Source organism: Bdellovibrio sp. BIS2, assembly GCF_055398295.1.
On sequence record NZ_AP035879.1, the window covers coordinates 1,664,640 to 1,677,482 of the forward strand.

General features: G+C 49.5%; 12 protein-coding genes and 1 tRNA gene. 7 read left to right on the forward strand and 6 right to left on the reverse strand.

Annotated elements, in window-relative coordinates:
* Positions 1-6: 6 nt before the first annotated feature.
* Positions 7-1,140 carry a lycopene beta-cyclase CrtY gene (gene crtY, locus ACZ520_RS07955; RefSeq protein ID WP_464127954.1) on the forward strand — a complete coding sequence of 378 codons (1,134 nt, stop codon included), beginning with the start codon at positions 7-9 and terminating at the stop codon, positions 1,138-1,140.
* A gap of 6 nt (positions 1,141-1,146) precedes the next feature.
* Here the strand turns inward: crtY and tsaA are convergent, their stop codons facing one another.
* The 4 genes from tsaA to ACZ520_RS07975 are packed head-to-tail and all read right to left on the reverse strand — an operon-like array spanning position 1,147 to position 5,494.
* Complete coding sequence (tsaA, locus tag ACZ520_RS07960; RefSeq protein WP_464127956.1) at positions 1,147-1,923, reverse strand: tRNA (N6-threonylcarbamoyladenosine(37)-N6)-methyltransferase TrmO; 777 nt, start codon at positions 1,921-1,923, stop codon at positions 1,147-1,149.
* Entirely contained in the window at positions 1,908-2,684 is a 777-nt protein-coding gene (locus ACZ520_RS07965) for an RNA methyltransferase (protein ID WP_464127959.1), read from the reverse strand. Before ACZ520_RS07965 ends, tsaA begins: the two co-directional genes overlap by 16 nt.
* The gene (metG, locus tag ACZ520_RS07970) at positions 2,684-4,744 is read right to left on the reverse strand and encodes a methionine--tRNA ligase (protein ID WP_416481202.1); all 2,061 of its coding nucleotides are present in this window, start codon (positions 4,742-4,744) and stop codon (positions 2,684-2,686) included. The genes ACZ520_RS07965 and metG overlap by 1 nt, the downstream gene beginning before the upstream one ends.
* Positions 4,745-5,494: a carbonic anhydrase gene (locus tag ACZ520_RS07975; protein ID WP_464127962.1), complete on the reverse strand. Its 750-nt coding sequence runs from the start codon at positions 5,492-5,494 to the stop codon at positions 4,745-4,747.
* A 128-nt stretch (positions 5,495-5,622) separates the two neighbouring features.
* On the opposite strand from ACZ520_RS07975, the gene ACZ520_RS07980 reads away from it, so the two are divergent.
* Positions 5,623-6,597, forward strand: coding sequence for an aminotransferase class IV (locus tag ACZ520_RS07980; RefSeq protein ID WP_417869443.1), 975 nt, complete (start codon positions 5,623-5,625; stop codon positions 6,595-6,597).
* 7 nt (positions 6,598-6,604) lie between these two features.
* On the opposite strand, the gene mreB is transcribed toward ACZ520_RS07980, so the two are convergent.
* Positions 6,605-7,648 carry a rod shape-determining protein gene (mreB, locus tag ACZ520_RS07985; RefSeq protein ID WP_088565431.1) on the reverse strand — a complete coding sequence of 348 codons (1,044 nt, stop codon included), beginning with the start codon at positions 7,646-7,648 and terminating at the stop codon, positions 6,605-6,607.
* Between the two features lies 1 nt (position 7,649).
* Positions 7,650-8,264, reverse strand: a complete 615-nt coding sequence (locus ACZ520_RS07990; RefSeq protein WP_088565430.1) for a hypothetical protein — start codon at positions 8,262-8,264, stop codon at positions 7,650-7,652.
* Between the two features lie 25 nt (positions 8,265-8,289).
* Between ACZ520_RS07990 and ACZ520_RS07995 the strand changes: the two genes are divergently transcribed.
* The 5 genes from ACZ520_RS07995 to ACZ520_RS08015 all read left to right on the forward strand — a co-directional run bounded on the left by ACZ520_RS07995 (position 8,290) and on the right by ACZ520_RS08015 (position 12,778).
* Complete coding sequence (locus ACZ520_RS07995) at positions 8,290-9,108, forward strand: glycosyltransferase family 2 protein (protein ID WP_416481204.1); 819 nt, start codon at positions 8,290-8,292, stop codon at positions 9,106-9,108.
* Positions 9,089-10,072, forward strand: coding sequence for a FecR family protein (locus ACZ520_RS08000; RefSeq protein WP_464127965.1), 984 nt, complete (start codon positions 9,089-9,091; stop codon positions 10,070-10,072). Before ACZ520_RS07995 ends, ACZ520_RS08000 begins: the two co-directional genes overlap by 20 nt.
* Before the next feature lie 82 nt (positions 10,073-10,154).
* Positions 10,155-10,230, forward strand: a tRNA-His gene (locus ACZ520_RS08005).
* A 417-nt stretch (positions 10,231-10,647) separates the two neighbouring features.
* Positions 10,648-11,433 carry a hypothetical protein gene (locus tag ACZ520_RS08010; protein ID WP_464127967.1) on the forward strand — a complete coding sequence of 262 codons (786 nt, stop codon included), beginning with the start codon at positions 10,648-10,650 and terminating at the stop codon, positions 11,431-11,433.
* Positions 11,417-12,778: a type IV secretory system conjugative DNA transfer family protein gene (locus tag ACZ520_RS08015; protein ID WP_464127969.1), complete on the forward strand. Its 1,362-nt coding sequence runs from the start codon at positions 11,417-11,419 to the stop codon at positions 12,776-12,778. The genes ACZ520_RS08010 and ACZ520_RS08015 overlap by 17 nt, the downstream gene beginning before the upstream one ends.
* Positions 12,779-12,843: the final 65 nt, after the last annotated feature.

Below are 12,843 nucleotides of genomic sequence, written 5' to 3' on the forward strand. Positions count from 1 at the left end.
TAAAACATGTTTGGTCAGACAGAAGATAATATTTGGGATTGCCTTATCGTAGGCGGAGGTCTGGCCGGTGGTTTGCTGTTGCAAGCATTGCGTACAGAGCAACCAGCATTGAAAGTCTTGCTGCTGGAGCGGGGCACCAGTTTGGGAGGAAATCATACCTGGAGCTTCCATGGCTCCGATGTTCCACCCCAGGCAAAATGGCTTACGCCCTTGGTATCGAAATCCTGGCCGGCTTATGAAGTCCGTTTTCCAAAATATAAAAGAAAAATAGAAAGTGTCTATTGCTCCATCAGGGCGGAAGACTTCGATCAACGACTGCTGCGGCACCATGCAGATCAAATTCGTCTTGGAACCTCTGTTCAGGAGGTTCGGCGAGATTCCGTGACCCTGCAGGACGGCAGGGTTTTTAAAGCCCGACAAGTCATCGATGCTCGAGGCTGGCCCAAGAAGGAAGCCCTTCGCGGTTACCAGAAGTTCGTGGGCCTGGATGTGAAGTTGGCAAAGCCTCATGGGCTTGATCATGTGATTCTGAAGGATGCCTTGGTTCCCCAGACGGATGGTTACCGTTTTTTCTACACTCTGCCGTGGAGTCAGACCGAGCTGCTTGTGGAAGACACCTATTATTCAAATTCTCCGGATTTGAATGTGGATCAGCTTCAACAGGAAATCATGAAGTACATTGCCACCAAGGGGTGGAAAGTTGAATCGGTGATACGCCGGGAGATCGGTTGTTTACCACTGGATTTATACGGCTCTGCCGTTTCCATGACGGGGAACGGGCCTTTGCAGTTGGGGGCGGCCTCCGGTGTTTATCAGCCGGTGACGGGATACACATTTCCACAGACTGTGGCATGTGTGCAGGCTTTGGCTGAAAGTTCTTTGGATAATTGGGGAGCGGTGCTTTCGCAAATTCAACAAAGGTACAATCAACAGGCCCGTTATCTTCGTGTTCTGAATCGGATGATGTTCCTGGCGGCGGAGCCAGAAAAAAGATATGTGATTCTTGAAAGATTTTACCAGTTTTCAGAGCCCTTGATCGAGCGCTTCTATCAGGGGCGGCTGCATCGCGGTGATCAACTGCGTATCTTGTGTGGAAAGCCGCCGGTCTCTGTATGGCGTGCGCTTAAAAGTCTTTTCTAGCAGGACTTAAGTTTTTCCCGGAAAATTCTTTTGAAAATTACGGTGCAGGGCTTTGTCCTGATAGACATCTTCAGGTGTGGCAAGATCTTCAGCGCTGTATCCGGAAAAGATTTTCAGGATGCTTACGTGCTGTCCTTGAATTTCAAACTGCGCGCGCCATGTCCGATAGGCAATCACAAAGCCAGTGCCTTCGGGTTTTACGCGCTTCTTTCGGGAGTTGTCCGGTTCGAATTCCAGTTGATGCTGCAAAAATCCGCGCAGTTGATGAAGATTATGCAGCTCCAGCCATTCCAGTTCCTGTTTGGCTTCCAGCGAATAATCAATCGTGAAGCGTTCGGCATTTTTCAGCCACGCCGGCTCCACACCGGGGAATGAATCCGCATAGGCCACATAAGGTTTGATATCCAAAATCGGACTGCCATGCAAAAGGTCCGCGCCCTCGACATGAATCTTCAGCTTATCGATGGACTTCACCTTTACGCAGCTCATACCCACGGGATTGGGCCGATAGGGGGACCGGGTCGCAAAGACGCCTTGTTTGGTATTGCCACCGCGCGGGGGCAGCACCATCGGACTCCAGTGGTCGTTATGATGAAACAAGAACACCACCCAGATGCGCTCACAGCCCTCAAGTCCGGTCAGCGCCTGTTCAAAGTTGTGACCGGCTTCAAGTTCAATCACACCTTGCGAGTGAAACTCATCAGGCTGGCGTCCGGCTTCGTAAGGATGCACCTGGGGACTTTTGAAGGTGCCAATGGCTGTGAGTTTTATTTCAGTCGCCATTGTCTCATCCATTCAAAGCCTGCCACCGCCGCAGTGACACCGACGTTCAGGGAGTTTTTGCGCCCACGCAAAGGGATGATACGGACTTCGTCGATGATCTTTAAAACTTCCGGATCAAGACCGAAGCGTTCATTTCCCAAAACAAAGGCTGTGGGTTCAGATTCAAACTTTTCAAACAGATCTGAAGCGCTGGCCGCGGTCTCTAAAGCGACGATCCGGTAGCCTTCGTCTTTCAGCTCTTCCAAGCACTCCAGCAGTTTGGGAGCTTCTTCCCAAGATAGATACTTTTGAGTCCCCATGGCGGTCTTTTCGACCTTCCATTGGGTCGGAAGCGGGGTGTAGCCACAAAGATAAATCTTTTCAGCCCCCAGGCACTCGGCGGTGCGGAAGATCGATCCAACATTGAAGGCGGAGCGGATGTTATCCAGAACAAACACCAGCGGTAATTTGCTTTCAGCCTGTTCGCGGTCGTTTTCAACCACTAAGAATTCATCGTCCTGCAGGTTTTTATGTAAAAGGCGCTCAAAAGGGATGGCATAGCTGACAAAGTGTTTCAGTGTCATGCCCGGGGTCAGGTGCTTTTCCAAAGCCGCCAAACGGGAAACATCAGGATTCTCACAAACAGACAAAGCCGAAATTAGAGTTTTCAGTTTTTTTAGTTCTGTCTCGGAAAAAGAAAAATCCCCCGAGGATTTCTCCAGCTTCAGAAAAAGCTGATGGATTTCTTCGAGGGATTTTTTATCCTGAATGGAAAGATTCATTATTTCACTCTCTGGCCGACCTGGGCACCGTCGTCGGCAGAAAGTACGAACAGATCGCTGCCGCCGGTTCCGGCTGCCAGCACCATGCCCTCAGACATTCCGAACTTCATTTTGCGCGGTTTCAAGTTCACGCAAACCAGGACTTTTCGTCCCACCAGTTGTTCCGGTTTATAAGCCGCTTTGATGCCGGAAATGATCTGACGGATCTGGCCTTCTCCGATATCGATTTTCAGGCGCAAAAGCTTGTCAGCTTCTTTGATTTCTTCAGCTTCAATGACCTGACCGATACGCAGATCCACTTTGTCGAAATCCGCAAACTCAATTTCAGCCGGACGATCGGCTGCGGTTGGCGCCGTCGCCGCAGGGGCGGCCGCCGGTTTAGCGGTGGAGGCTGCTTTCTTTGCGGCCTGGATTTCTTCGTTGATCTTGCGACCTTCCTCGACCATGGCTTTGACTTTGTCAGCCTCGATACGAGTTGCCAGATGTTCATAGTCATTGATCTCACGGTTGGTAAGAACCGTGTTCAGATCAGACCACACATAGTCTTTTTCGCCCAAAAGTTTTGCCACTTTCTGGCTATAGAAAGGCAAGATTGGCTTCAGGTAGATCGCCAGCAAACGGAACATGTTCAGAGTGGTGGTGATCACCTGCTTGGTACCCTCTGGATCAGCTTCCAGGGTTTTCCAAGGGGCTTTTTCGTCAAAGTACTTGTTGGCGTCATCAGCCAAGCCACGGATTTCACCCAGTGCTTTGGCAAAGTCGCGGGCTTCATAATGAGCGGCGATGGATTCAGCCGTTTTCTGGGCGTGCTCAATCAGCTTTTTACCTTCCGCATCCGGCACGCTCATTTTGCCGTCCATTTTCTTTTTCAGCATCTGGCCGCCACGGGAGCCCAGGTTTGTGATTTTACCCACAAGCTCAGAATTCACGCGGTTGGTGAAATCTTCCAGATTCAAATCGATATCATCCACAGAGCTGCTGAGTTTCGTGGAGTAGTAATAGCGAAGATATTCCGGGTTCAGATGGTTCAGATACGTTCTTGCGGCAATGAAGGTCCCTTTGGACTTGGACATCTTTTCACCATTGACCATCAAGTGACCGTGCACGAACACCTGATTAGGCGAGCGGAATTCCGCAGCCTTCAGGAATGCCGGCCAGAAGATCGTATGGAATCTTGCGATGTCTTTACCGATGAAATGGTAAATTTCACGGTTTGGATCCTGCCAGATGTCCTTCAGGGTTTTACCCTGGGATTTCGCCCATTGCTCGGTGGTGGACATATAACCCATCGGAGCATCCACCCACACATAGAAGAATTTTTTATTGTTCGTGCCTGGAATTGCGAAACCGAAATAAGGCTCATCGCGGGAAATATCCAGATCCTTCAGGTCCTCGTTGAACCATTCCAGCATCTTTTTGGAAATTTCAGGGGAGCAGTGTTTGGGGATCCATTCTTCAAGGTACTGTTTGAAGTCGTTCAGTTTGAAGAAGATGCTCTCAGAATCTTTCATGACCGGAGCCGTCCCGCAAAGAGAACAGTGCACATCTTTCATGTCGCTCGGAGAATAAGTTGAAGCGCACACATCGCAGGAATCACCGTACTGTTCTTTGGCGCCGCACTTAGGGCACGTGCCTTTTACAAAACGGTCCGGCAGGAACATCTTGTCGTGATTGCAATACATCTGCTGGATTGGCTGACTGCGGGTGTGATTGCCTTCCTGCATTTTTTTATAGAAGTACTCACAAAGCAGACGGTTTTCTTCTGAATTGGTCGAACCAAAGTGCGAGAACTGAACCTGGAAATCCGCAAAGTCCTGTGTGTGTTCTTTATAGCTTTGAGCGATCAGTGCTTCCGGAGTGATACCCAGTTCGCGGGCTTTCACCATGATCGGGGTGCCGTGAGTGTCATCCGCACAAATGAAGACGCATTCATTGCCACGCATATTCTGAAAACGGGCCCAGAAGTCGGCCTGAAGATACTCCACCAGGTGACCCAGGTGAATGTATCCGTTTGCGTAGGGAAGAGCACAGGTGATCAGAATCTTGCGTTTGTCGTTCATTTATCGAAACTCCACATTTCCAGCTTCCAGATGGTAGACAGCCTTCACTACCTTTACATCACCCGAGGCCACAGCGTCACGCAGGATTGCAGAGCGTTCTAGCAGTTCATTGGCAAGGCCTTCCGCTGCTGTCAGGTCACCGCAAGAGTCCGAGCCCATGATCACCACCAGATTCGTGCCCAGTGTGCCTACGGAATATTCAAGACTTTCCTGAACGTTTTTATCCAGAATCAGCTCGCCCGTGCGAACGACATAGATTTCCCCCAATTTCTGGTCAAATACGATTTCAGGCGAAACGCGGGAATCGCTGCAAGTGTAAATAGCCGAATGCGGGCGCTGCAATGCGCTCACGCGGCGGCGGTCGGCAGCCGAGGCACCGTCATTACGGAAGGTGCCGCGCACAAAACGGGTGTTGCCGTTTTTAAGCCAGCCATATGCTTTTTCCGCAGGCACTGGTCCGGCCTCACGGGGTGCTTTTCCATGGGTGTCTTGAATGTGTTGGGCAGCAGCGGCTACGGCCTCTTTCACTTCCGTGGCGTGGGCTTGTGCTTCAGCATCGCTGCCAACCTCAACGCGGGTCATTTCTTTTTCGCCGCCAGTGCTGGTGGCTTGAGCAGGGGCTTCTTTAACGCCACCTTTGCCGTCTTTCAGGGTTACTTTCGTTTCCTGATTGGGTTCGCGATGGCTGGTGAAAGATGCACAGGCTGTAAGGTTCAGAGCAAGAAGCCCGATGATGAGATTGGATTGCATTGACGTCCTCCGTGATGTCTTATTGTCAGGACCTCCCTTGGGGATGGTCAAATTAAAAACAAAAAAAACTTCACTCTGATAAGGCCATGAATCTAGAATAAAACGGTGATTTTTTATTAAGGACGTTTATGAATCTACCCATTCTTTCTTCTGCGGATGTTCAGGCCCAACTTTTAAAACGCCAATACCCGGCGCAAGGCAGCTATCTTGCCATGTACAGCAGTTGGTATGGAGGGGTTATCAAGGATCCGGGGTTGATGATGGTTCCGGTGGATGATCACCTGGTGCACCGCGGGGATGGGGTCTTTGAGGCGATCAAAGTCGTGGATGGTCAGGTCTTTTTGATGCAGGAGCATTTGGAGCGTCTGCAGTCCTCGGCTCAGCAGATCGGCATCAGTCTGCCGCACAGTCTGGAAGACATGAAAAAGATCATTCTGGAAACCACCCGCATTGCGGGGGCGCCCTATGCAGTCTTGCGACTTTATATCTCTCGGGGGCCGGGATATTTTACGACAAATCCTTACGATTCCATCAGTTCCCAAATGTATTTGATCGTGACGTCGTTCACACCGTTCACTGATGAAAAATACTTAAAGGGCGTGAAGGTCGGGCGCAGCCAGGTCATTCCAAAGGACCCGTGGCTGGCGCGGATTAAAACCTGCAACTATCTTCCGAATGTGATGATGAAAAAAGAAAGTGTGGATCGTAAAATCGATTTCACCATCGGTATTGATCCGCAAGGGTTTATCACGGAAGGCAGTACAGAAAATATCGTGCTGATTGATAAGGATAAAAACCTGATTCGTCCAAAATTGCGTCAGATTCTAAAGGGCACAACCATGATGCGCACCTTTGATCTGGCAGAAAGTCTGCTGGCCGCCGGGGAGTTAAAGTCGATTCAGGAAAAGGATCTGACCGAGCAGGACATCCTAAGTGCTTCGGAAGCGATGATGATCGGAACCACTTTGGATGTGTTGCCGGTGACTGAATACGAAGGTCAGCAGATCGGCGAGGGCAAACAAGGTCCGCTGGCGTTTAAGCTTTTGCAGCTTTTGCGTGAGGATATGAAAAAGGGGCCGAAAACGACCCCTGTGAAATTCTAGCGAAACTCTAAACTTCCAGTTGGATTTTATCGAGCAGTTCTGGATCACTCAGAACTGCTTCGCCGCCCTTGGCGATCGCTGTCAGCGGATCTTCCGCGATGCGAACCTGCAGGCGAACCTCATTCTGAATGCGCAGATCAAAGTCGCGAATCAAAGCGCCACCGCCAGCCAGCGTGATACCTCTTTCGATGATATCAGAAACCAACTCTGGCGGGGTGTGTTCCAATGCACGGTGAATCGCATTGATGACCTCTTGAATACAACCGTTCATCGCCAGGCCGACATCTTCAGAGCTGACTTCCATAGTGCGATTCATGCCGGTATCGGCATCACGCCCGGAAATGGTGACACTGCGAATGTCTTTTTTCGGAACCGCAGTTCCGATGGTGACCTTCAGGTATTCCGCCGTTGTGTCAGAGATGATCAGTTTTTTGTATTTCTTGAAGTAATCGATGATTGCATCGTCCAAACGGTGACCACCCACGCGGGCGGCCTCACAGTAAACGATGTCGGCCAAAGCGATCACGGCCACTTCCGTGGTCCCGCCGCCGATGTCGATGATCATGTTGCCTTCTGCGGATTTTACGTTCAGGCCTGATCCAATCGCGGCCGCCATCGGCTCATCGATCAGATAAACCTCTTTTGCGCCCGCCGCTTTACAGGATTCAATCACGGCTTTCTTTTCAACCTCAGTCACACCGTAGGGAAGTGACACCACCACACGCGGGCGGGAAAAGGCGCCTTTGACTCCTGGCTGACTTAGGAAGTGCTTCAGCATCACTTCAGAGGTTTCAAAGTCGGCGATCACGCCATCGCGAATCGGCTTTTGAGCAAAGATGCTGCCGGGATTGTTTGCCAGTTTTTCTTTGGCGTCATTTCCCACAGCGATCACGCGTTTTTTGCCGGGGCTGGTCTGCTGGTAGGCAATCAGCGAGGGTTCATTCAGGATGATCCCTTTGCCGCGAGCTGCGATGAGTGTATTGGCAGTCCCCAAATCTACGTAAAGATCTGCGGCTGTTCCGGTTTCGTCCTTAAAGAACCATGAAAACATATTATTTCCCGAATCCTTTGTGGCTTTCAAAAGGGAATGTCAGATAAAGAGAGATGTAGGAATAAGACTTGTTCAGGTCGATACCTACTTCCGCCCCCATGTTGACCTCTTTCCAGTCAACATAGTGGAACTCGCTTCCCAATGCCAGATTGGAGGCAACGAAGTTCTCGTCTTTGGTATTCAGGAATGTAAACGGCACCGCCAGATAAGGCACGGTCAATCCGTATTCTGTGTCAAAACGTTTGCTGACCAGCGGAGCAAATTGCAGTTGGATCAGATTTTCATCTTCATCACGGGCAATGCCCGCGCCGGCACGAAGGCCCATTGCAGGCTGATTGTCCACGTCAGGGATCGGAATCCACTTAACACTGGCAAAAGTGTTAAAGTCCACCGCGCCGGCACCCATACTGATACGTGCGCTGGAAGAATCACTCAGTGCGGTATCAAAGAACACGTTGAAGTTGGCACCATTGCCTTTGTTGGTCAAAAGCTGAGGCTCAACACCCACTTGATATTTGCCCGGAGCCAGCAATTCGCCGGATTCCGCGATGCTCAGGTAAGCATGCGCTTGAGAGGTTAGAAACAGACCTAAAACGAAGTATTTAGCAAAATTCATGGATAAAAGCCTTTCGATTCAAAAAATGGTATCGAGTCGTGAATCGTTTGACAAGACCTTGATCCAAAGAGAATCTGATTCCGTGACGAAACTTCCCATTTCCCTCGTGATCATTACCTTGAACGAAGAGGCGCACATTGAGCGCTGCATTCGCTCTGCCGCCTTTGTAGACGATGTTGTCGTGGTCGACAGCTTTTCGACGGATCGCACCGTTGAGATTGCTCAAAAGTGCGGCGCCCGGGTGTTCCAGGAAAAATGGAAGGGTTTTGGTCCTCAGAAGGCCTTTGCCGCCGCCCAGGCCAAAAATGACTGGGTCTTGTCTTTGGATGCCGACGAGGCTCTCAGTCCCGAACTTGCTTCCGAGCTTTACGAAAGTTTCCATTCTTTGGATCCGGAGGCGGGTTACCTGTTTCCGCGCAAGTCCTATCATCTGGGGCGCTGGATTAAATACGGTGGCTGGTATCCTGACTATCAACTGAGATTGTTTAATAAATCCCGTTCCCAGTGGAATTCCGCAGATGTACACGAGAAAGTGGAAGTTAAGCGCATGCTGAAAATGAAGCGGGATCTGCTGCACTGGGTGTTTGATGGCCTGAGTGATCAGGTTATCACCAACGACCGCTATTCCACGCTGGGCGCCAAGCAGCTTGCCGCTTCGGGCAAGAAATTCTCTTACTTAAAGCTGATCTTTAAGCCCTGGGGTAAGTTCATTGAGACCTATTTCGTAAAGCGCGGCTTCATGGACGGGATGCCGGGTTTTGTGATTGCAGTCGGCGCCGCCTATTCGCTGTTCTTGAAGTTCGCCAAACAGTGGGAGATGGAACGTGTTCACAAAAAGCCTTAACATTCTGTTTGCGATTTTGCTGCTGGCGGGAATCACTTGGGTGGATTCCCATGCTTTGGCTACAGTCCCCAAATACCCAGCGGTGCGCGAAGTTCGTGGTCAGGTCTGGTTGACGGGGAAAGACGGCAAGCGCCTGTCTCTTCGTGGTCCAACGACTCTGCGGGAAAAAGCGACTCTGGAAACCTCATTGGATGGGGAAGTTAAAGTACAACTTGATGAAAAGCGCAGCTTCACTGTTCTGGGTGGAAGTGAACTTGTTATTCCTGTGATCAGTTGGGAAGGGGGCGAGGCCCCTGTACTGAATCTGAAGTCGGGCCATGTTCACTGGCGCCAGTCCCTGAAGGACAAGGGTCCCTACAATGTGGCTGTGCGTTCGGATCTTTTCGAGTTTATCGCTCCTGCCGGCGACTATGTCTTAAGCATCGATCCGGGGAAAGCCTTTGCCGGAGTGAAGATGTTTGAGGGCTCCATGGAGTTTTCGGCATTGAACGGCGAAGACTCGGCAAAAGTTCAAAGCGGTCAGCAGGTCGGTTTTCAAGGTGTGATCGAGGGTGGTGAAATTGCCTATGACATCCTTCTGCAGGGCCGAAAAATCCCCCGCGGTCGTTTGACCACGGTCACGGCCATTGATTTGAAAGAGCTGTCCAAAGCCAGTGAGGCCGAGAAAATGCGCCTGAAAAAACAGGCCTCTGAGCAGGCGCGGGCCGCCAAGGCCAAGGCGGACAGCAAGAAGGCTGGCGCTATCTGTGAAAAACCGGCCGGCCGTTTTAACGAGTGTTCCTGGACATGCTTCAACAACCCGAAGAAAGAAAAGAAAGCCTGTCTCGTGGCGGTGCCGGGGGTTTCCTGTGTTCGCCATCGCTGTAACGCCAATGGCGAATGGGCTGAGGAAACTGTCCTTGATGCCGAAAAAGGGGGCAGTGCCTGTAAGGCGCAGGTGGTCGTAGGCCCTTGTGATTACTAGGACTTTTTAAAATCTGTATTTCGGGGCCATTTTCTTGCTTGCACTTTCTTTGGCAAGGCCCTATAAAAGATCTTCCTTTGTGGTGGGTATAGCTCAGTTGGTAGAGCATCGGATTGTGATTCCGAGTGTCGCGGGTTCAAGCCCCGTTACTCACCCCAATTTCCTTTCCTAGGAAATTGAATAAGGTCCTCCAAAAATCATAAATAGCTGAAAATTCAAATCAAGTGGTTTCAATAAGTTACGGGTCTCTTCGCGCGTGTACCGTTACAGCGAATTACGGGGAATTACCCTGTTTGGCTATATCTGGCTATACGTTGGCTATACGATTTTTTTTGATGCAAACCACTCATCCCTAAGCACATCCCAAGACCAAGTTGCCCGCGTTACAAGGCCCGCCCTGTAAGTCAGCGAGGTGACTTGGTTTAGCCTGCCTTGCTCGCTCCTTATTCCTGCTGACCACCCGCTCTCTACGAGATCAGGTGGTCAGCAGCGGAGCTCGCAAGGCAAGCAAAACCAATAGCCAAGGAATGGCTATCAACAGGGCGGGCAGATTTAAACTTTTTAGGGAGGAATGAGTGCAAACAGCATTTAGCGGGATATTTCCAGAAGTCCCAGTAAAACGAACTTTAGAAGCGAAGGTTGTATTAACCGAGAGAGATTTCGAAATTTTAGAATTCATCATGGATATGAAATTCGCAGGTATTGAAGAGGTATTCGAAAGGTTTTTCAAGATAACCATGTCCAATGAATCGGCGAAGAGTTCGGAGTGGGCGAGGAAACGACTTTGTCAGCTTGAAAAGGCAAATTTCTTGAAATCGGTGCGATCCTTTTCGGAGAGCACAAGATACTACGTCACGACTTTCAAGGCGTACTATGCATTGACCCAATTTAACCCCGAGAAATTTGTGAGTAAACCAAGCGGGGGATTTGATCAACGGACCTTCTTGCACGATCGTGGTGTTTTGCGTGCGCGGTTGCACCTAGAGTCTTTGCGATTGGTTAATAGTTGGCTGTCAGATCGTAAACTGAAGTCTTCGACGGAGTTGGTCGGTGGTCTGTCGGTTCAATATATTCCCGACGCCATCTATGTAACTCCGGCCGGGGTGAGAGTTGCCTTTGAACTTGAAATCGCAGTGAAGGCGAAGAGTCGCTATCAAGACAAAATCAAAAAATATGTTCAACTTATGCGTTCGGCGAATATGCAACAAAAGGTTTTTGATCGTGTTCAGTTTGTCTGCGCGAAGGATACTGTTGCGAAGTTTTTAAGTAAAGAGACTCGGATTTACGGGGAGCTTTTTGAAGTCGTGACAGTTGGGGACTTCTTTGCAAAGAAGGGGGAGGTTTATGATGGAAAAGTTTAATTCTGCTCAAGAGTTGGTATCTGGTGGCGGCGGCAATCTTAGACCTTCAAAGACTACGGGAAGAAAACCTGTTCCTGGTGATCGTGTCGTTCTTGGTAAAGTCAGGGGTTCCTTGTGGCGTAAAGAGGAGTTGACGGAAGGTCAGCTTAATCATCATGTTCATATTGTCGGAGCCTCTGGTTATGGGAAGACGGTTTTACTTTCCCATATCATCAAGCAGCGAGTTCAGCAGGGGAAGGGGTTGCTTTTCATTGATCTGAAAGGTGATATCGAGACAATCATGAAGTTTTCAAAGTTCGTCGCGGATAGTGATCGAATTGAGGATCTTCAGATATTCTCTCTGTCGGACCAAAGGTTGTCGATTCCCTATAATTTGATTGAAGACGGGACGCCGACGCAGTTGCGTGACAAAATCATGCTGGCGCTGAATTGGTCCGAAGAATTTTATAAAAATCAGTCGGCTAGTTTTCTTTTGAAGGTGCTGATCGGTCTTTGTTATCTTCGGGATAAACAGGATTTCAGAATTCACTTGGGAACTGTTTTAGAGGCCGCCAATAATGCGGAATTTTTGGAGGGGTTGTCTTTAAAAGTTCCCGAAAGTGAGCGTAGGGTGAAATCTGCGCTGGAAGATTGTTTTAATTTTCTCAATTCGCAGGATAACTATAAGTCACTTCAAGGTTTACGAACTCAAATTGAGTCGCTGGTTCTTTCTGATTTCGGCGATATGATTACTTCCGACGAGCCGGGAATTAATTTGTACGATACAGTATCCAATGGGAAGATCGCTTTTGTATTTTTGGACTCCCGCCGGTATGGAGAGACCGCAAAGTCGGTTGGTCGTTTTATTCTACAAGATTTAAAAATGGTCTCGGCAAGGGTTGATGCTGAAGTTCCCAAGGAGCAACGTCGCCCGTTCACTGTGATCGTGGATGAGTTCGCTGATTTAGCTCAGGAAGATTTCATTGGTTTCCTTGATCGCGCGAGAAGTTCGAAAATGTCCGTGATCGTTGCACACCAAGAGATTTGCGATTTGTTGCGAATTAGTCCGGAGTTTGCAGGTCGACTGATGGGGAATACCTCAACTTTGTATGCGTTTCTTCAGAAGAGACCAGAGAGTGCGGAAATGATCTCCGCGATTGCGGGGACTCGGAAAGCATGGAAGGAAACAATGCAGTCTTCAAAGATACTGTGGTTGGATGTCCCTACGGGTAATAAATCTCTTAGAGAAGTTGAAGAGTTCGTGATTCATCCAAATGTAATTAAATCATTGCAGGTAGGGCGATGTGTTTGTGTGAAAAAGTATCCGCAAGCGAGGTCCTATCTTGTTAGTGTCAGTCCGGGATAGATAAAAAGAGTCATTTTTTAAAAAAAAAGAATACCGGCAGGCGGCCTGACTGGCTTTGTTGCCCC